This window comes from Actinosynnema sp. NPDC050801 (genome assembly GCF_040673975.1).
GTDB lineage: Bacteria > Actinomycetota > Actinomycetes > Mycobacteriales > Pseudonocardiaceae > Actinosynnema.
Window position 1 is genome coordinate 112,122 of the sequence record NZ_JBFAQZ010000001.1, and the last position, 18,278, is coordinate 130,399.

An 18,278-nucleotide genomic window follows, 5' to 3' on the forward strand; every position below is an offset into this window, starting at 1 on the left:
TCGTGGAGCGCGACACCGGGTGGTTCAAGAGCAGTCGGAGCACAGCGGGCAGCAACGGGTGCGTCGAGGTGCGGTTCACCGGAACCGAGGTCGGCGTGCGGGACTCGAAGAACGCCGAAGGGCCGCGGTTGGTGTTCGCGGCCCGTGGGTGGCAGTCGTTCTTGGCTCAGGTCGGTTCAGGGGTCGGTCCAGGGGTCAGTTCGGGCTGATCCACTGGCCGGTGACGGAGTCGATGCGGACCACGCCCGACACGGTCACCTTCTCGTCGGACCAGGCCTCGTCGCTGTCCGGCGTGTACTTGCCGTCCTCGCCGATGCGCCCGTGCTCGACCTCGGTCCACTCGTCGTCACCGGTGTGCTTCGACACCGTGACCTCGCCGTCCTGGGTGATCTCGGTGGCCAGGTCGGCGGTGCCGTCGCCGTCGGCGTCGGTGAACAGCCAGGTGTCGCCGTCCTCGTCCTTCACCACCGCCGTGTCGGCGCGGCCGTCACCGTCGGTGTCCTCGGTGGCGGGCCCGACGTTCTGGTCGGCGCCGTCCTCCATGTCGACCACGATGGCCTTGCCGGCGTTGGTGTTCGTCCGCTGGTCGCGGTCGTCCGTCGGCTCCGCGGCGATCCACTCGCCGGAGTCCTCGTCGAACTCGGCCTGGCCGACGAGCTCGCCGTCCGCGTCGAACGTGCTCATCAGGTCGGCCTGGCCGTCGCCGTCGGTGTCGCTGAACGCGAGGTGCCCGCCGTCGTCGGTCTCCACGACCGCGCTCTCCTCGACACCGTCCTGGTCGAGGTCGTAGGTCGCCTCGGCGGTGTACTCCTCGTCGCCGACCGTGACCTTCAGCTCGCCGTCGGCCGCGCCTGTCTCGTCGATGTACACCCGTGTCCCACCCTCCTGCGTTCCGTACCGGTAAGACTCACGTTATGCCTGTTCGGTTCCCCCGGGGAAGCTCCGACACACCGGCGGGATCGCCGGTGCCGCGCCTCGACCGCGAGGTCAGACGCGGTCGCGGACGGCCCTGATGCGGGCCAGCAGCTCGTCCACCTTCGTCCGGCCCGCGGTGAGCTCGGCCAGCCGGCGGGTCACCGACTGCAGCGCCCTGGCGCGCTCGCCGGCCTCCATCCGCAGCGCCTTGTCGACCTCGCGCAGCTCCGACTCGATCGCGTCCACCCGCTTGCCCAGCGCGTCGTCCAACGCCAGCGACAGCTGCTGCTCGGCCTCGATCAACTGCTCGGCCACCAGCTGGTCCACGGTGGACCGGGCGTCCGCGATGGCGTCCGAGAGCCACTGCTTGAGGTGCTGCTTGTCGGCCGAGTGCTTGCGCGTGCGGGCCATCCACCAGCCGGCGCCCAACCCCAGCGCGATGGTCACCGGCAGCACGATCGGGTTCAGCGCGGCCACCCCGAGCCCGGCCAGCGGCAACGCGGCCAGCCGGCCCGCGCCCAACCCGCCGGACACGCCCATGAACACCAGGAGCTTGTCCTCGGCGGTCGGCGCGCGCTTCTCCGGTGGCCGCAGCACGACCGGCGGCGTCACGCCGCGCGCGAACTGACCGCGGATCACGGCCAGCTCCTCGGGCGAGAACAGGTCCGCCAACGCCGAGTCCGCGACCCGGGACAGCCGCACGGCCAGCCCGGCGCTGATCCGACCGGACACCACCTGCAACGCCGTGTCGACCTCCTGCGGCAACGTCGCCAGCCGGTCGCGATCAGCCGCGTCGATGGCCGTGCGGAACCACGTCTGCACGTCCCGCATCTGGCGACTGACCTCGTGCGCGCCCTCCACCCGCGCGCGCTGCACCTCGCCGCGCAGCCGCACCTGCCAGCTGCGCGTGGACGAACGGCGTTGCGAGTTCAGCTCGTCCCGCCGTTCGCGCAACGTCTCGGCTTCCTCCTCGCCCGACGACAGCGCGCGCTTGTCCGCCTCGTTGCGCGCGATCAACTCGTCCAGCACGGTCGCCAGCGCCCGCAGCCCGTTGGCCTCGCCGAGCATCGCCGCCCGGCCGACCACCAGCTCCTGCACCGCCTCCTGCAACGCGCCGATCCCGGACCGCTCGCGCAGCATCGCCGCCGCGTCCGGGTTCGGCGCCTTGGCCGCCAGCTCGAACATCCGCGACGACACCGGGTGGAACACCGCGCCGCGGAACCTCGGCGCGTGCTCGGCCAGCAGCGCCTGGTCGGCCTCCAGCACCTGCCGCCAGCCCCGGTACTGGTCGACCTTGGTCAGCGCGAACACCACGGTCTCGACGCGTTCGCCGACCGTGCGCAGGAAGTCCAGCTCACCTCGGGTGAACGGGGCCGAGGCGTCGACCACGAACAGCAGCGCGGTCGCGGTCGCGGCGGCCTCGGCGGCCAGCTCGCCGTGCACGGAGTCGAGGCCGCCCACGCCCGGCGTGTCCACCACGGACAGCCGTTCCAGCAGCGGGATCGGCGCCTCGACCTCGACGTACCGCGGCGGCAGCATCCCCTCGGGCAGCTCGTGCGCCGCCGACACCCAGTTCACGATCTCGGACCGGTCGAACGGCACCGGCGACATCGACCCGGCGTAGCAGGCGCGGGCCGACCACTCCGCGCCGTGCCGGAACACCAGGTAGGTCGCGGTCGCCACCTCGGCGTCCACCGGCGAGAGGCCCGGCGTCGCCAGCAGGGCGTTGACCAGCGAGCTCTTGCCCCGGTTCGTCTCGCCGACGACCACGACGGACGCGGCACCGGCCCGGCGGGTCTCCACGAACGACGCGGCCGACGGGTCCAGCGCCCGCACCAGGTTGGTCAGCTTCTCCCTGGTCTGGCGGACCGTCTGCGGCAGGGTGCTCATCCGACCCGGTCCCTCAGCGCGCGGTGTAGACGGTGACGATCGGCGCGCGCAGCGTCCGACCGCGGTCGGTGAAGCCGACCACCTCGGTCTCGGCGACCACGCCGTCCAGCGACACGTCCGGCGTCGGCACGGTACCGCCCGCTTCGTGCCGCGACGGGTCGAACCGCTCCCCGTCGGGCCGCAACGCGGTCACGCCGATGGCCGCCAAGCCCTCTTCGAGCCGCTCCACCACCCCCGCGCTGCGGGCGCGGTCCAGCGCGTACAGGCAGAGCTGCACGAGAGCGCGCCGCTCGGCCAACGCCTGGTCGAGCAGCTCGTCGGCGATGGTGGTCTCCAGCGTCGTCTCCACAGCGTGCTCGGACGCCGCACCGCCCTGTTCCGTTCCGCTCATCGCCGTCCCCGCAGTTGTTGCCAGATCAGGAAGTACGCCCGGTGCACCACGTGCGCCACCCGGCTCTGCGCCGGCGTGGCGCCGAACGAGGCGAAGGAGCGCCACCAGCCCGCCCGTTCCAGCGCGTAGGCCATCAGCTCCTGCGGCGGCCGGCCGCGCAGGCCGAGCTGCTCGGACACGTCCGGCGAGCTGCCGAACCGCAGCACCTCTTCCACCAGGTCGTTCGGCATGGCCACGGCGCCGGACGCGACCAGGGTCAACGCCTCCAGCAGCCGCAGCTGGTGGGCCTCGGGCTTGGCCAGCAGCACCTCGATGGCGTCGTGCACGCGTTGCCGCTCGTTCGGGTCGCCCGAGGCGGCGGCCAGCGAGGTCACCGACGCCAGCCCGGCGGCGGCCTTGATGCCGTCGGCCCGCGACCGGAACACCGCGTTGAGCTTGGCCCGCACGCCGTCGAGCCCCGAGGAGTCGAGCAGCCTGCGGCGCAGCGCGCCCGCGGTGATGCCCGGTTCGGCGTCCACGGCTTCGAGCGCCTTGCGGACGCCGTAGAGGTCCAGCTTCTCCAGCAGCCGGGTGCGGGTGCCGACCGGCACGTCGCACTCCCAGCTCACGAACAGGTCGGCGGAGATCAGCATGGTCTCGCGGGTCGCGTCGTCCAGCTCCGCCAGCTTGCGCAGCGCGTCCGCGTCGGCCGAGGTGAAGCCGCCGGTCTCGGTCGACTCGGCGACCAGGCCGATCACCGGCAGCACGTCCGCGACCCGGGGCTTGAGGGTGAGCGCCTGGCGTTCGGCGAGCAGCACGGCGGCCCGCCACGTGTCGCCGTCGGAGCCCTCCACGGTCTCGGCGGCGATCGTGTCGGCCTTGTTCAGCACCGCGATCGCGTTCACCGGGCCCGCCTCGCGGCTCGCGGTGGCGGCGGTGAACGCGGCCAGCGCCTGCTGGTCGTCCGCGCGCACGCCCTGCGTGACGACGTAGAGCACGGCCTCCGCGCCGGCCACCGCGTTGCGCGAGACCGGGTCCAGGCCGTCGGCGCCGGACACCGCGCCCAGCAACGCCTCGGTGCGCGCCACCGACGCCGCGTCGAGCGACCCCAGGCCGGGGGTGTCGATCACGGTCAGGTCGCGCAGGACCGCGTTGGTGAGGTACGCCTCGATGTGCGACACCCGGTCGATGTCCACGCCCAGGTCCGGCGGGATCGAGCCGTTCGCCTCGAACGGCAGCACCTGCTTGCGGCCGTCGGTGAACACCACCTCGATCCGGTCCACCGTGCCGTACTGGAAGCGGGTCACCAGCCGGGTGCACTCGCCCACGTCGGTCGGCGCGACGCGACGCCCGATCAACGCGTTGACCAGCGTCGACTTGCCGGACTTGATCCGGCCCGCGACGGCGACCTGCAACGGCGCGGACAGCCGCCGCAGCACCTCCCGCAACCCCGCCGCGGTCGACGGTGACACCTGCGGCTGGAGGCCGACGCAGAGGTTCGCGACCGCCGCCGAGAGCGGACCGGCGAGCTGCTGGGCCTGCGTCGTCACGCCGGAGATCGTGCCACGTGGGGGTGACGCGCGGTTTGCGAACACGGCGACCGGGGTATTTCGGCGACCGACGAGGGAGGTCCGCCATGGAACAGGGATATGCGGTGTTCCTGCTGCTCGGCGTGGTGCTGGTGCTGATCGACGGCCAACTGATCTACCGCAGCGGCAAGGGGTACATGAGCCGCGCGTACGGCGACCCGGAGGCGGCCAGGTCGATGACCCGCCTGGCCACGGTGCTGTTCCACCTCGTGGTCCTCGGGCTGCTCGCCATCGTGTCGATCGTCTCGGTGAACACCGGCGACCCGGTCAAGGACGTCGTGGTGAAGCTGGGCGTCATGCTCCTGGTCCTGGCGCTGGTGCACGCGGTGACCATGATGATCCTGGGCCGCATCCGCGACCGGCAGCTCCAGCAGCAGCTGGCCGACGAGATGTCCGAGGACCACCGCCAGTACGAGCAGCAGCGGTCCGTGCCGCCGCAGACGCGCGTCGAGCCGGTGGAGTCGGTCCAGCCCACCCAGCCGGCGCCGTCGGCACACCTGGCGCAGCCGGTCCCGCCGGTGCACGGCGCGCCCGCGCCGAGGGTCGAGGACAAGGTCGACCCGACGCAGATCAAGACCACTCGGTAGGCGGTCGCGACCGGGGCGGTTCCATCCGCCTTGAGGATTAGCGGGGGTCAACCCGTGGCGCGACGCGCGGCGCTTCGACCGATATCTAACCTGGTCACGTGCGGCGACTGAGCCTGTGGATGCGAGCGCACCCGGTCTTCGGGGATTCCCTGATGGCCGGGTTGCTGCTCGTGTTCGACCTGGGCGTGCTGAGCGCCAACAACTCGGCCGTGCCGGGCTCCACGCTGCTGTTCGTCGGCGCGATGATGATCGTGCCGGTGGTGTTCCGCCGGAAGTACCCGCTCGGCTCGTCCTACGTGATCCTGTTCGGCGGGGCGGTCCAGCTGGTCACCCACGGCGACCTGGAGACCGGGTTGCCGATCCGGCTGGCGGACTTCGCGCTGGCCATCGCGCTGTACACGATCATCGCGTACGTCGGCAGGCGGCAGGCCCTGCTGTACGCGATCTGGCTGGCCGTCGGCACGTTCGTGTGGGCGCTGTGGCCCATGGGCGCGGGCGTCGAGGCCGCGTTCATCGTGTTCGTGATCGCGGTGATCTTCGGGTTCAGCTGGGCGATGGGCGAGTTCGTCGGCGCCCGCCGCGCCTACAACCGGGAGCTGGAGCAGCGGCTCAAGCTGCTGGAGACCGAACGCGACCAGCAGGCGCGGATCGCGGTGGGTGAGGAGCGGTCGCGGATCGCGCGCGAGCTGCACGACGTGGTCGCGCACGCGGTGAGCGTCATGGTGGTGCAGGCCGACGGCGCGAGCTACGCGATCAAGACCAACCCGGACCTGGCCGAGGCCGCGGTGCGGACCATCGCCGACACCGGCAGGCAGGCGTTGACCGAGCTGCGGCGGCTGCTGGGCGTGCTGCGGTCGGAGGACCAGTCCGGCACCCAGTGGGTGCCCCAGCCCGACGCCGGTGACCTGCACGAGCTGGCCGAGAACTGCCGGGCCGCCGGGTTGCCGGTGCGGCTGGAGACGCTGGGTGACCTCGACGCGCTGCCCGCGGGCCTGGGCCTGGGCGTCTACCGGATCGTGCAGGAGGCGTTGACGAACACGCTGAAGCACGCGGGGTCGGGCGCCGCGGCGACCGTCCGCGTCACCCAAGCGGGCGACCACGTGGAGGTCGAGGTGACCGACGACGGTTTCGGCACGCCGCACGACCTGGTCGCGGTGTCCGGCGGGAACGGTCTGATCGGCATGCGTGAACGCGCCGGCGTGCTCGGTGGCGCGATCGAGGCGGGCCCCAACCCCGGCGGCGGGTGGCGGGTCCGAGCCGTGCTCCCGCTCGTCCCGTCATAGGGTTCCTGTCGTCTAGGGAAAAGGTGGCAGTGTGATCCGCGTACTACTCGTGGACGACCAGGAGCTCATGCGCATGGGCTTCCGGATGGTGCTCGGCGCGCAAGAGGACGTCGACGTGGTCGGTGAGGCGGCCAACGGGCTCGACGCCGTGCAGCTGGCCGAACGGCTGCGGCCCGACGTGGTGCTGATGGACGTGCGCATGCCCGTGCTCGACGGGGTCGAGGCGACCAAGCGGATCGCCGAGGCGGGCACCGCGAAGGTGCTCGTGATGACCACGTTCGACCTGGACGAGTACGCGTTGTCGGCGTTGCGCAACGGCGCGTCCGGGTTCCTGCTGAAGGACACCCCGCCGGGTGACCTGGTGTCCGCGTTGCGGGCGGTGGCCAGCGGTGACGCGGTGGTGTCGCCTTCGGTGACCAAGCGGCTGCTGAGCCGGTTCCTCGGCGAGGGCGGCGGCGAGCTGCGGGACGCGGCGGTGCTGGAGGCGTTGACCGAGCGGGAGCGCGAGGTGCTGGTGCTGATCGCCAAGGGGCTGTCGAACACCGAGATCGCGCGGAAGCTGTTCCTGTCCGAGGCGACGGTGAAGACGCACGTGGGGCGCATCCTGGCGAAGCTGGAACTGCGCGACCGCGTGCAGGCCGTGGTGCTGGCCTACGAGACGGGGCTCGTCCGACCCGGCGACGTCTGACCCGGCGACGTCTGACCCGGCGACGTTCTCGCCGGGCGGCGCCGGGCCGGACGCCCGCGGGTCAGCGGTACCGCGACGGGTCCGCCGTGGTCGGGTCGACGCCCGGCTTGACGACCTCCTCGTACCAGCGGCCCCAGTCCGGCCGCGAACCGTCCAGGTCGGCGAAGCCGTACTCCCGCATGAGGGTCCACGACGCGAGCGCCTTGCCGGTGAACCGGTGGCGGTCCGGGTCGGCGGCCAACGCCGCCACGGCGCGCCCCACGTAGTGCGGCGTCTCCGACATCGCGAAGTGCGGCTCCTTGGCGACCGCGTCGCGCCAGCTCCCCTCGGTCACGCCGAAGTGCTCCAGCATCTGCTCCGACCGCAGGAACCCCGGCGTCACCGAGACCGACGTGCCGCCGAACGCCTCCAGCTCCTTCGCCATCACCGTGCCGATCCGGCGGATCGCGACCTTCACCGAGTCGTAGGCCAGCGACTCGCTGTAGAAGTCGTCGCTGTCGCCGTCGGTGACCTCGACCAGCAGCCCGCCCGGCGTGCGGATCAGCAGCGGCAGCAGGCGGTGCAGGGTGACGAAGTGCGCCTCCATGCTGTTGCGCCACATCCGCAGCTGCCGGTCCAGGTCCTGCTCCCAGAACACCTTGAACTCGGTGTCCGCCTCACCGCCCCACACGTCGTCCACCAGGACGTCCAACCGGCCGTCCGCCTCGGACTCGATGCGGGCGCGGAACGCGTCCACGTCCGCCGGCACGGTGAAGTCGCACCGCACCGGGATACCGCGCCCGCCCGCGGCCGTGACGAGCTCCGCCGTCTCCTCGATCGTCTCGTCCCGGCCGATCGGCGACCTCTGCCCCCTGGTCGACCGGCCGCCGACGAACACCGTCGCGCCCGCCACGCCCAACTCGACCGCGATCGCCCGTCCCGCTCCGCGCGTCGCGCCCGTGACCGCCGCGACCTTGCCGTCCAACGCCTTCATCGTCTCCCTCTCCACGCGTCCAACACCGCGTCCACGTCCTGCGCCAGCCGGTCGGCCAGCTCCCCGCGAGGCCGGATGGACCAGTCCATCGACACGCCGTAGAGCAACCCGGTGAGCACCCGCGCCGCGCGTTCCGGTGACGGACCGCGTGGGAGGTCCACCTGTCGGGTGAGCTCCAACACGGTCTGCTCGGTCGTCGCGTACAGGTCGGCGAGCAACGCCCGCAGCTGCGGGTCGATCAGGTCGACGCCGAGTTGCGCCAGGTGGTTCTGCGCCTCGGCCGGGTCGACCACGCCCTCGAACCACGTCAGCAGCGCCGCCCGCAGCCCGTCCACGGGGTCCTCCGCCGCGGCCGCCGCCGCCCGCATCCGGCGCACGTTGTCATCGCTGGTCTGCCTGGTCAGGGCTTGGAGCAGGCCGCTCTTGGAGCCGAACCGCCCCGCCACCGTGCCCACCGAGACGCCCGCCCGCTCGGCCACGTCGGCGATGGTGAACCCCGGTCCGCGCCGGGCGATCACCTCCGCCGCCGCGGTCAGCAACCGCTCGTCCGTGATCGTCTTCGGTCGTGCCACCCCGTTATTGAACCACGGTTCATTAATGGTCGCCCAGTAGGGTGATGACAGTGACCTGGAGACCGAGCCTCATCGCCCTGGACATCGACGGCACGATCACCCCCGTCGGCCGTGAGGACGTGGCGCCCGCCGTGCGCGCGGCCATCAACCGGGCCGTCGACCACGGCGCCCGCGTCGTCCTGTCCACCGGCCGCAGCCTGGTCGGCACCCGGCCGATCGTCGACGACCTCGACCTGCGCGGCACCACGGCGATCTGCTCCAACGGCGCGGTCTGGTGGGACACCACCACCCGCGAGGTCGTCCGCAAGGTCGAGTTCGACCCGGCACCCTCGGTCGACCGGTTGCGCGCCGTGCTGCCCGACGCGGTGTTCGCGGTCGAGCTGACCGGGGTGGGGAACCTGTCGTTCGGCCGGTTCCCGGACGGTGACCTGTGGGGCGAGGTGCGGGAGGTGTCGTACCGGGAGCTGGTGGACACCCCGACGTCCCGGCTGGTCGTGCGCTGGGTCGGCCGCACGCCCGAGGAGCTGGCCCTGCGGATGCTGGACGTGGAGCTGCCCGACGTGACGGCGTCGTGCGACCACACCGAGCCGTGGCTGACGCTGACGCCTCCCGGCGTGACCAAGGGGGCGGCGCTGGAGGCGTTGCGGAGCGCGCTCGGGGTGTCCGAACAGGACACGCTGGCCATCGGTGACGGCTCCAACGACGTGGAGATGCTCCGGTGGGCCGCGCACGGCGTCGCCATGGGTCAGGCGCCGGTCGCCGTGCAGCAGGTCGCGGACGCGGTCACCGGGACGGTTCTGGACGACGGCGCGGCGGCCGTGCTGGACCGGTACTTCGCCGCTTAGCCCACCTCGGGTCATCCCATCCCTGAGAACGAGCCGGCAACGGCCTAGGGGACAACTCAGGGTGAACACGGATTACTACAACCGAGGTATCGGCAACGATAAGACTGAAGTCGCACCGACGAGTCAACTACAGACCGATGTGCGAGCCCCCTGGATCGGGCAAGGTTCACCGCAGTCCGGGGGATGTGTCGTCCAGGGGAGAAACCATGATCGAGGCTATCGGCCTCACCAAGCGCTACGGGAAGACGGTGGCGGTGGACAACCTGTCCTTCACCGTCGAGCCCGGTCGGGTCACCGGATTCCTCGGTCCCAACGGCGCGGGCAAGTCCACCACCATGCGCATGATCCTCGGCCTCGACCGGCCGACCGGCGGCAAGGTGCTGATCGACGGCAAGCCGTACGCGCAGCTGGACCGCCCGCTGCGGGTCGTCGGGGCGCTGCTCGACGCCAAGTGGGTGCACCCCAACCGCTCCGCGCGGGCGCACCTGCAGTGGCTGGCCAAGTCCAACGGCCTGCCCGACCGCCGGGTGGACGAGGTGCTGGACATGGTCGGCCTGACCAAGGTCGCCAAGCGCCGCGCCGGGGGCTTCTCCCTGGGCATGTCGCAGCGCCTCGGCATCGCGGGCGCCCTGCTGGGCGACCCGAAGGTGCTGCTGTTCGACGAGCCGGTCAACGGCCTGGACCCGGAGGGCATCCTCTGGATCCGCAAGTTCATGCAGAACCTGGCCGCCGAGGGGCGCACCGTGCTGGTGTCGAGCCACCTGCTGTCGGAGATGGCGGTGACCGCCCAGGACCTCGTGGTCATCGGGCGCGGCAAGCTCATCTCGCAGTCCAGCACCACCGAGTTCGTGGAGCGGTCGACCGAGAACACCGTCCGGGTGCGCAGCCCGCACGCGGACAAGCTCGGTGCGATGCTCATCGACAAGGGCTTCACGGTCCGCGAGGACTCCGACGGCTCGCTCACCGTGTCGGGCGCGACCAGCGACGAGATCGGGGACATCGCGGCGGGCAGCGGCGTGGTGCTGCACGAGCTGAGCCCCCAGCGCGGTTCGCTCGAACAGGCATTCATGCAGCTCACCGGCGATTCTGTGGAGTACCACGCCGAACTCGCCGAGACGGGGAAGTGACCACCGATGACTCTGCTCGCCGTTGAACGGATCAAGCTCTTCACCACCCGCTCGCCGTGGTGGTGCATGTTGCTGGCGCTCGGGTTGACCGTCGGCATCACCGCGATCATCGCGGCCAACTGGAGCGACTCGCCGATGCCCGTGCTGGGCGCGGTGTTCACCCACACGTTCGGGCTCTACGTGGTCATGGTGATGGCCGCGCTCGCGGTCACCACCGAGTACCGCTTCGGCACCATCAAGTCGACGTTCCAGGCCGTGCCGGACCGCATCTCGCCGATGATCGCCAAGGCGGTCGTGGTGGTGCTGCTGTCGGCCCTGGTCGGCCTCGCCTCGGCGTTCGGGTCGTGGGGCCTGAGCTGGGTGCTCGCGGACGACAACTCGCAGCTCGCGCTGACCACCGGCAACGACTGGCGGCACGTCGCCGGCGTCGGCCTCGTCTTCGCGGCGGGCGCGCTGCTCGCCCTGGGCGTCGGCGCGCTGGTGCGGCAGACCGCGGGCGCGGTGTCGATCATCCTGGTGTTCGCGCTGGTCGTGGAGAGCGTGGTCGGGTTCATCCCGAACATCGGCGACGACATCCAGAAGTGGATGCCGTTCACCGTGGCCAGCAAGTTCATCTTCGGCGACCCGGACCCGAGCTCGATCCCGGAGGGCGCCGGGCCGCCCGCGATCGGCGAGCTGAGCCCGTGGGGTTCGTTCGCGTACTTCGCCGGCATCGCGCTGGTCATCTACATCGTCTCGCTCGTCGTGGTGAAGCGGCGGGACGCGTAGCGCCGGACGTCCGCGGCGCCGGCGTCGGGGGTCGGCGCGCGGACAACGGCGGAAGAGGGGGAGCTCGGGTCACCTTGGGGGAGGTGGCCCGAGCTCTTCTGCCCTAGGTTTCGCCAGAAGCGTGTGATCGGACGGGAGATGTCATGATCGAAGCGACCGGCCTCACCAAGCACTACGGCAAGACCGTGGCCGTGGACGACCTTTCGTTCACCGTCCAGGCGGGCCGGGTCACCGGCTTCCTCGGTCCCAACGGCGCGGGCAAGTCCACCACCATGCGCATGATCCTCGGCCTCGACTCGCCCACCCGCGGCCGGGTCACCATCGACGGCCAGGACTACCGCTCCCTGCACCAGCCGCTGCGCGTCGTCGGCGCGCTGCTGGACGCCAAGTGGGTGCACCCCAACCGCTCCGCGCGGGCGCACCTGCAGTGGCTGGCCCGGTCCAACCGGATCCCGACCAAGCGGGTCGACGAGGTGCTGGACATGGTCGGCCTCACCCAGGTCGCCAAGCGCCGCGCGGGCGGCTTCTCGCTGGGCATGTCCCAGCGCCTCGGCATCGCGGGAGCGTTGCTGGGCGACCCCAAGGTGCTGATGTTCGACGAGCCGGTCAACGGCCTCGACCCGGAGGGCATCCTCTGGATCCGCCAGTTCATGCACCGGCTGGCCGAGGACGGGCGCACCGTGTTCGTGTCCAGCCACCTGCTCTCCGAGATGGCGCAGACCGCGCAGGACCTGATCGTGATCGGGCGCGGCAGGCTGATCTCGCAGACCAGCACCGCGCAGTTCATCAAGGACGCCACGGAGGACACCGTGCGCGTCCGCTCGCCGCAGCTGGAGAAGCTGCGCGAGCTGCTGGACGGCCGCGCCCGCATCGCCGACGCGGCGGCGGCCGACGGCGCGCTGGTCGTGCACGGGGTGGAACCCGCGTTCATCGGCGAGCTGGCCGCGTCGAACGGCATCACGTTGCACGAGTTGAGCCCTCAACTGGGATCGCTGGAGGAAGCCTTCATGCAACTCACGAAGGAATCCGTGGAATACCACGCGACCGACTGACCCGACTCCCTCGGACTCGACACCGGGCCCCGCCCGGAACTCAAGGCGACGGAACTCGGCCAACCTGAACTTGGGCGACCTGAACTCGGGCGACCGGAACCCGGCGAACGGACCGGGAAACGGATCGCCGAGAGGTCAGAACCGGTCGTTGCGCCAGAAGTCGTCGGACGGTGGCGGTATTTCGGTGACGACCGGCGCGGACGCCCGGCGGATTCGGCCGCGCCGGGCCAGCAGCAGGCTCACCGCGGTCACCACGATCCCGGCCGCGGTCAGACCGCCGAACGCGACCAGCAGCCGCGTACCGCCCTCCTCGTCGGTCGGCGGGGCGGGCAGGCTCTCGGCCGACGTGGGCGGCGGCGCGGCCGACGAGGTGCGCGGCGGCGGTGCGAGCGGGTTGCGCTCCACCCGCGGCACGTCGGCGGTCAGCGCGGCGACCGGATCGACCTGGCCGAACCCGGTCGCGTCGTCGCGGCCCGGCGCCGTGAGGTCGGTCGCGGTGGTGATCAGCCGGTTCACCACGTTGCCCGCGTCCAGCTCCGGGTAGCGGGCGCGCACCAGCGCCGCCGCGCCCGAGACCAGCGCGGTCGCCGCGCTCGTGCCGTCCACCTCGGCGTAGCCGGTGTCCACGACCTTCAGCGGCACGGCGGTGACGATGCGCTGCGCGGGCGCCGCGAGCACGGTCTCCGGGCCGGTGTTGGACTCCGGCCACGGCCCGTTGCCCTGGATCGTGCCGGAGACGGCGATGACGCCCTTGATGTTGGCGGGCGCGCCCACGTGCGCCTCGCCGTCGTTGCCGGTGCCGGCGACCACCACGGCGTCGTTGTCGAACGCGTGGTTGACCGCCCGCAGCAGGTCCGGGGTGAGCGTCGCCAGCGAGGTCAGGGACAGGTTGATGACGTCGGCGCCCTGGTCGACGGCCCAGGTCACGCCCTCGGCGACGGACGCGGTGGTGAACTTGTCGCCGTCCGCGCCGACCGAGATCGGCAGGATCATCGCGCCGGGCGCCACGCCGAGGGCGCCGCCGTCCACCGCCCGACCGGCGATCAACGTGGCCATCGCGGTGCCGTGGCCGTCGTTGTCCTCGGTGCCGTCCGTGCCGCTCGCCGAGCCGAAGCCCGTGCCGGGCAGCAACGCGCCCGCGAGGTCCGGTCGGGTGTCGTCCACGCCCGAGTCGACCACCGCGACGACCACGCCGTCACCGCGACTGGTGGCGTGCGCGGCCTGGACCCCCAACGCGCCGAGGTGCCACTGCTGATCCTCGATCGTCTGCGCGCGAGCGGTGCCCGGCACGACCATCGCGATCAAGATCGCGGCGACAACCGCTCTCCCCGTCACCGAATTCCCCCTGTGTTCGGAATCACAGATATTCCAAGTCAATCATGTTTCACACTTCTCGATTCGGGCAACCGGAGTAAGCCGTTCGTTAAGACGTCGTGAACTCCGGCACAGCCCCATGACAAGCGCAACTGAACCGGGTCAGATGGAAAGCGCGAATCGTGAGGTGGGCGCCTGCCCGCACGCGAATTCGGATACCCCCCGTCAAGGAACCCCCCGGAGGTGAACCCGTGACGGTGCTTGATCCGGACCTGAACGCCGATCACACGTCGACCCGGTCCAAGGAGCTGCCCGGAAGGGCCCTGCCCAGTCAACGCGACCACGCCCTCCGCGTCGAACCGATGTTGGCGTTGGAATGGTCGCACGCGATCGAAGCCGCGGGAGGGGTCGGTGTCGCCGACTCGCCCGCGCAGACCCGTCGAGCCTGGATCCACCGGGCCGACGAACAGCAAGTGCTCGCGCTCTTCCGCGCGGTGGGCCCCGACGCACCGGCACCCTGGTGGCTGCGGGCCCTGGACCGGGGCAAGATCGCCTCGCGCGCGGCGGCGTTCGCCCTGGAGGACGAGGTGACCCGGTTGCTGGGCAGCCGACCGGGTTGGGTGTTCGTCCCGTGGGCGACCGAGGGCGAGGTCGGCTACTGGGAGTTCGTGCCGTCGGAGAGCGGCGTGTACGGCCCCGCCGAGCCGACCACCGTGCAGTTCACCGACCGGCACCCCGGTTTCGTCGACCTGCTCCCCGCGCACCGGGGCCACGGTCAGCGCCAACCGATCGAGTACACCCCGGCAGAGCTGCGTCGTCAGATCGAGGACCTGGAGAACATCGCCTAGCGCACCACCTAGGCTGTACGCCCGTGACGTCCAGCCACCAGCGACCGCCGCACCACCGATCCGTCGTCAGCTACGTCCAACGCGGCGAACGGATGACCGTGGGGCAGCAGCGCGCATGGGACCGCCACTGGGAGCGCTTGGGCCACGAGGTCAAGGCGCTCCCGGCCGGTCCCGTGCGCTTCGACGAGTGGTTCGGGCGCGACGCGCCGGTGGTGCTGGAGATCGGCTCCGGGATGGGTGAGACCACCTCCCTGCTGGTCGCCGCCGCGCCCGACGTCAACTACGTGGCCGTCGAGGTCTACAAGCCCGGCCTGGCGCAGCTGCTGCTGCGCGCCGAGGCGCTCGACGTGACCAACCTGCGGGTCCTGCGCGGTGACGCGGTCGACCTGCTCACCGAGCACGTCGAACCCGGCTCGCTGGCCGAGGTGCGGATCTACTTCCCCGACCCGTGGCCCAAGAAGAAGCACCACAAGCGCCGGCTCGTGCAGCCGGAGTTCGTGCACCTCGTGGCGACGCGGCTGCGGCCCGGCGGCACGCTGCACCTGGCCACCGACTGGGAGGAGTACGCCGAGCAGATGCTCCAGGTGTGCTCGGCCGAGCCGCTGTTGCGCAACCGGCACGACGGGTGGGCGCCCCGGCCGGACTGGCGGCCGGTGACCAAGTTCGAGCAGCGGGCGGTCGAGGAGGAGCGGATCAGCCACGACCTGATGTTCGAGCGGATCGAACTCACCTGACCGTGTCATAAAGTCACGGGGCTGAGCGGACGACGCGGCGACTGCCTGTGGTTTCGTCACCGGATCGGGTGGGATTCGTCGATCACCCCATGTGCCCCGTCTGGCAGTGACGTGTGACACGGGTTCGCAACTACGGTTGCCGCCCGTGACCGCAATAGACAACGAACCGATAACGTTCGACGTGGACGCGGCGGAGGGTTTCCTCCGCATGTTCCACATCGCCCACCCCGAGGCAGGCCCCGTCGGACCGCGCCTGGCCCAGGTCCGCGACGAGATCGCCGAGACCGGCACCTACCGCCACACCACCCACGAGCTGGCCTACGGCGCGCGGATCGCGCTGCGCGACTCGGGCTGGTGCACCAGCGGCGTGCCGTGGCGCCGGCTCAAGGTGCGCGACCTGCGCGGGTTCCGCAACGCCGCCGCCGTGGCCGGCGAGTGCGTCGAGCACCTGCGGCTGGCCACCAACGGCGGCGAGATCCGCCCGCTGGTCACGGTGTTCGCGCCGGACGCACCGGACGCGCCCGGACCGTGCATCTGGAACGAGCAGCTGGTCCGGTACGCGGGCCACGGCGACGGCACGGGCGACCGCCGCTACCGGGAGTTCACCGACGCCGTGCAGGGCATGGGCTGGCGACCGCCCGCACCGCCCGGCCGCTTCGACCTGCTGCCGCTGGTGGTGGAGACCGCGCACGAGGGCGCGCGGCTGTTCACGGTGCCACCGGACGTGGTGCACGAGGTGGTCCTCGAACACCCCGAGCTGCCCTGGTTCGGCGGCCTCGGCCTGCGCTGGCACGCGGTGCCCGTGATCACCAACATGCGGCTGGTCATCGGCGGCATCACCTATCCCGCCGCGCCGTTCAACTCGTGGTTCGTCGGCTCCGAGATCGGCGCCAGGAGCCTGGCCGACGAGAACGCCTACGGCGCCGCCCGCCCCGTCGCCGAGGCCCTCGGCCTGGACACGTCCACCGAGCGCTCGCTGTGGCGCGACCGGGCCGTGGTGGAGCTCAACCGGGCCGTGCTGCACTCCTTCGACCTCGCCGCGGTGACCATCACCGACCACCACGCCGAATCGCTGCACCGGCTGTCGTGGCTGCGCTCGCGCCAACGCCACTCCGGCAACCGACCCGCGTTCCGCCTCGACCCGTCGGCCGCCCGCCGTGCCCGCGCGGGCGGCCCGGCCCGCTTTTCCCCCGCCCCCGCGGAAACGACCCAACCCCATTCACCCGGACGACTCGCCGAACTGCTCCGGCGGCGCGTCGAAGGCGCCCGGGACTGACCCGCGGCCGACTCCGATCAGCGCTGGGAATCGACCAGCACGCCGGACAACGCCATCAGGACCAGCACCAGCAGGCCCAACAAGGCACCCGCCCAAGTAGCGACCACTCCGAACATGGTGTTCCTCCGTTCCCCGACTCACCACTCAAGAGTCACCCCGCAATTCGTCATCCGACATCGGCCACTGGTGTGTTTCGGCACGCGTTCGGGTCAGCCTCCCGGTGGATGACCCACCCGACCGGGGTCGGACGCGCCCTCCACCCCGAGGACCTACGGTGAGATCCCGTGGAGAGCACTCACCTCGGGTGGCGGACCCTGCTGCGCCGCCAGTGGCCGCTGGCGTGCGCCCTGCTCTTCTTCCTCGGCGGCGAGGTGCTCGGCGAGGCGGGCTGGTGGCAGTTGCCCGGCACGGCGGTGGTGTGCGCGCTGGCCGTGCTCGCGCCCCGGCGCCCGTTCGACGCCGCGCTGACCGCCGCCACGGCGGTGGCCGCCTCGTCGGTCGTGCTGCGGGTGCTGGACGTCGCGCCGAAGGTGCCGGCCATCAGCGGTCTGGTGGTCTCCGAGACCGCGGCGGTGATGGCGATCACCGCGGTGGTCGTGCGGCAGGCGCCGCTCGTGCGCGCGGCGGTGGCGGTGGCCGTGCTCGTCGCGGTGGCCGCGGGCACCGGGGCGGTGCGGCCGGACTACTGGTCGCGGTACTGGCCGGACGGCTACCAGGGGCCCGGCACGTGGCAGCAGGTCGTCGGCGGCGCGGTGCTGCTCGCGCTGTCGGTCGGCACCGGGTTGTACTTCCGCGCCCGCGACCGGGAACGCGCGACCGCCGTGCGGGCCGAGGTCGCGGCGGCCCAGCACGCCGAGCGGATGGCGCTGGCGCGCGAGCTGCACGACGTGGTCGCGCACTACGTGACCGGGATGGTCGTGCACGCCCAGGCGGCGCAGGCCGTGCCGGCGGCCGCGGGTGAGGCGTTGCCGATCATCGTGCGCAGCGGCAACGAGGCGTTGACCGAGATGCGCCGCCTGGTGGGGACGCTGCGCGACACCGAGGCCGACGCGCCGACCGCGTCCAGCGACCTCGCCGACGACGTGCGCGGGGTGGTGGAGCGGTCCGGTCAGCCGGTGCGGCTGCGGGTCGACCTGCCGGCGCCCGTGCCGCCGTCGTTGGGCCGCTCGGTGCTGCGGTTGGTGCAGGAGTCGTTGACCAACGCCCGCAAGCACGCCGAGGGCGTGTCCTCGGTGGACGTCTCGGTGTCGGTGTCCGACGGCGTGGTGCACGTGCTGGTGACCGACGACGGGCGGGCGCAGAAGGCGGCGCCGGTCGGCGGGTCCGGTGGCTACGGGTTGGTGGGCATGCGCGAGCGGGTCGAGCTGCTGGGCGGCGAGTTCAGCGCGGGCCGGCGCGCCGACGGCGGCTGGGAGGTGCGCGCCGCCCTGCCCGTGACGCGGTGACG

The 18,278-nt window shown here is 71.8% G+C and carries 19 protein-coding genes; 12 read left to right on the forward strand and 7 right to left on the reverse strand.

The annotated features are described in order from the left end of the window. Positions 1–2: 2 nt before the first annotated feature. Positions 3–209, forward strand: coding sequence for a DUF397 domain-containing protein (locus AB0K14_RS00565; RefSeq protein WP_364336989.1), 207 nt, complete (start codon positions 3–5; stop codon positions 207–209). Here the strand turns inward: AB0K14_RS00565 and AB0K14_RS00570 are convergent. From AB0K14_RS00570 to AB0K14_RS00585, 4 genes are all read right to left on the reverse strand, one after another. Next, positions 196–870, reverse strand: a complete 675-nt coding sequence (locus AB0K14_RS00570) for a hypothetical protein (protein ID WP_360448788.1) — start codon at positions 868–870, stop codon at positions 196–198. The genes AB0K14_RS00565 and AB0K14_RS00570 overlap by 14 nt on opposite strands. 117 nt (positions 871–987) lie before the next feature. Next, on the reverse strand, positions 988–2,805 hold the full coding sequence (locus tag AB0K14_RS00575) for a dynamin family protein (protein WP_360448786.1): 1,818 nt from the start codon (positions 2,803–2,805) through the stop codon (positions 988–990). 13 nt (positions 2,806–2,818) lie between these two features. After that, complete coding sequence (gene grpE / locus AB0K14_RS00580) at positions 2,819–3,196, reverse strand: nucleotide exchange factor GrpE (RefSeq protein ID WP_360448783.1); 378 nt, start codon at positions 3,194–3,196, stop codon at positions 2,819–2,821. After that, positions 3,193–4,725, reverse strand: coding sequence for a dynamin family protein (locus AB0K14_RS00585; protein ID WP_360448781.1), 1,533 nt, complete (start codon positions 4,723–4,725; stop codon positions 3,193–3,195). Before AB0K14_RS00585 ends, grpE begins: the two co-directional genes overlap by 4 nt. 86 nt (positions 4,726–4,811) lie before the next feature. Here AB0K14_RS00585 and AB0K14_RS00590 point away from each other — a divergent pair, with 86 nt between their 5' ends. The 3 genes from AB0K14_RS00590 (at position 4,812) to AB0K14_RS00600 (ending at position 7,322) form a co-directional block, all read left to right on the forward strand. Then, positions 4,812–5,351 (forward strand): hypothetical protein, encoded by a 540-nt coding sequence (locus AB0K14_RS00590; protein ID WP_360448778.1) that lies wholly within the window; start codon positions 4,812–4,814, stop codon positions 5,349–5,351. 119 nt (positions 5,352–5,470) lie between these two features. Then, positions 5,471–6,634 carry a sensor histidine kinase gene (locus AB0K14_RS00595; RefSeq protein WP_360449103.1) on the forward strand — a complete coding sequence of 388 codons (1,164 nt, stop codon included), beginning with the start codon at positions 5,471–5,473 and terminating at the stop codon, positions 6,632–6,634. Positions 6,635–6,665: 31 nt separating this feature from the next. After that, a complete protein-coding gene (locus tag AB0K14_RS00600; RefSeq protein WP_053714464.1) occupies positions 6,666–7,322 on the forward strand; it encodes a response regulator transcription factor in 657 nt (218 codons plus the stop codon). A 61-nt stretch (positions 7,323–7,383) separates the two neighbouring features. Here the strand turns inward: AB0K14_RS00600 and AB0K14_RS00605 are convergent, their stop codons facing one another. Both AB0K14_RS00605 and AB0K14_RS00610 read right to left on the reverse strand, forming a co-directional pair. Further along, entirely contained in the window at positions 7,384–8,295 is a 912-nt protein-coding gene (locus tag AB0K14_RS00605) for an SDR family oxidoreductase (protein WP_360449100.1), read from the reverse strand. Continuing rightward, positions 8,292–8,867 carry a TetR/AcrR family transcriptional regulator gene (locus AB0K14_RS00610; RefSeq protein WP_360448774.1) on the reverse strand — a complete coding sequence of 192 codons (576 nt, stop codon included), beginning with the start codon at positions 8,865–8,867 and terminating at the stop codon, positions 8,292–8,294. Before AB0K14_RS00610 ends, AB0K14_RS00605 begins: the two co-directional genes overlap by 4 nt. Positions 8,868–8,911: 44 nt before the next feature. Here AB0K14_RS00610 and AB0K14_RS00615 point away from each other — a divergent pair, with 44 nt between their 5' ends. The 4 genes from AB0K14_RS00615 (at position 8,912) to AB0K14_RS00630 (ending at position 12,659) form a co-directional block, all read left to right on the forward strand. Next, positions 8,912–9,712 carry an HAD family hydrolase gene (locus tag AB0K14_RS00615; RefSeq protein ID WP_360448771.1) on the forward strand — a complete coding sequence of 267 codons (801 nt, stop codon included), beginning with the start codon at positions 8,912–8,914 and terminating at the stop codon, positions 9,710–9,712. Between the two features lie 206 nt (positions 9,713–9,918). Then, on the forward strand, positions 9,919–10,839 hold the full coding sequence (locus AB0K14_RS00620) for an ABC transporter ATP-binding protein (RefSeq protein ID WP_360448768.1): 921 nt from the start codon (positions 9,919–9,921) through the stop codon (positions 10,837–10,839). 6 nt (positions 10,840–10,845) lie between these two features. Continuing rightward, positions 10,846–11,607, forward strand: coding sequence for a hypothetical protein (locus tag AB0K14_RS00625; protein WP_360448765.1), 762 nt, complete (start codon positions 10,846–10,848; stop codon positions 11,605–11,607). A 143-nt stretch (positions 11,608–11,750) separates the two neighbouring features. Further along, the gene (locus tag AB0K14_RS00630; RefSeq protein ID WP_360448763.1) at positions 11,751–12,659 is read left to right on the forward strand and encodes an ABC transporter ATP-binding protein; all 909 of its coding nucleotides are present in this window, start codon (positions 11,751–11,753) and stop codon (positions 12,657–12,659) included. A gap of 135 nt (positions 12,660–12,794) precedes the next feature. On the opposite strand, the gene AB0K14_RS00635 is transcribed toward AB0K14_RS00630, so the two are convergent. Beyond that, positions 12,795–13,994, reverse strand: a complete 1,200-nt coding sequence (locus AB0K14_RS00635) for a S8 family serine peptidase (RefSeq protein ID WP_360448761.1) — start codon at positions 13,992–13,994, stop codon at positions 12,795–12,797. Positions 13,995–14,224: 230 nt separating this feature from the next. On the opposite strand from AB0K14_RS00635, the gene AB0K14_RS00640 reads away from it, so the two are divergent. The 4 genes from AB0K14_RS00640 (at position 14,225) to AB0K14_RS00655 (ending at position 18,276) form a co-directional block, all read left to right on the forward strand. Then, entirely contained in the window at positions 14,225–14,821 is a 597-nt protein-coding gene (locus AB0K14_RS00640) for a hypothetical protein (RefSeq protein WP_360448759.1), read from the forward strand. Between the two features lie 92 nt (positions 14,822–14,913). Continuing rightward, complete coding sequence (trmB, locus tag AB0K14_RS00645) at positions 14,914–15,555, forward strand: tRNA (guanosine(46)-N7)-methyltransferase TrmB (protein WP_360449098.1); 642 nt, start codon at positions 14,914–14,916, stop codon at positions 15,553–15,555. Between the two features lie 145 nt (positions 15,556–15,700). Beyond that, a complete protein-coding gene (locus AB0K14_RS00650) occupies positions 15,701–16,831 on the forward strand; it encodes a nitric oxide synthase oxygenase (RefSeq protein WP_360448756.1) in 1,131 nt (376 codons plus the stop codon). Between the two features lie 284 nt (positions 16,832–17,115). Next, a complete protein-coding gene (locus AB0K14_RS00655) occupies positions 17,116–18,276 on the forward strand; it encodes a histidine kinase (protein WP_360448754.1) in 1,161 nt (386 codons plus the stop codon). Positions 18,277–18,278: the final 2 nt, after the last annotated feature.

Bases quoted from the DNA above. Each gene is read 5' to 3' on its own strand.
- AB0K14_RS00595 (WP_360449103.1), top strand. From the start codon at position 5,471: ATGCGAGCGCACCCGGTCTTCGGGGATTCCCTGATGGCCGGGTTGCTG.
- AB0K14_RS00630 (WP_360448763.1), top strand. From the start codon at position 11,751: ATGATCGAAGCGACCGGCCTCACCAAGCACTACGGCAAGACCGTGGCC.
- AB0K14_RS00590 (WP_360448778.1), top strand. From the start codon at position 4,812: ATGGAACAGGGATATGCGGTGTTCCTGCTGCTCGGCGTGGTGCTGGTG.
- AB0K14_RS00625 (WP_360448765.1), top strand. From the start codon at position 10,846: ATGACTCTGCTCGCCGTTGAACGGATCAAGCTCTTCACCACCCGCTCG.
- AB0K14_RS00575 (WP_360448786.1), bottom strand. From the start codon at position 2,805: ATGAGCACCCTGCCGCAGACGGTCCGCCAGACCAGGGAGAAGCTGACC.
- AB0K14_RS00605 (WP_360449100.1), bottom strand. From the start codon at position 8,295: ATGAAGGCGTTGGACGGCAAGGTCGCGGCGGTCACGGGCGCGACGCGC.
- AB0K14_RS00620 (WP_360448768.1), top strand. From the start codon at position 9,919: ATGATCGAGGCTATCGGCCTCACCAAGCGCTACGGGAAGACGGTGGCG.
- trmB (WP_360449098.1), top strand. From the start codon at position 14,914: ATGACCGTGGGGCAGCAGCGCGCATGGGACCGCCACTGGGAGCGCTTG.
- AB0K14_RS00615 (WP_360448771.1), top strand. From the start codon at position 8,912: ATGACAGTGACCTGGAGACCGAGCCTCATCGCCCTGGACATCGACGGC.
- grpE (WP_360448783.1), bottom strand. From the start codon at position 3,196: ATGAGCGGAACGGAACAGGGCGGTGCGGCGTCCGAGCACGCTGTGGAG.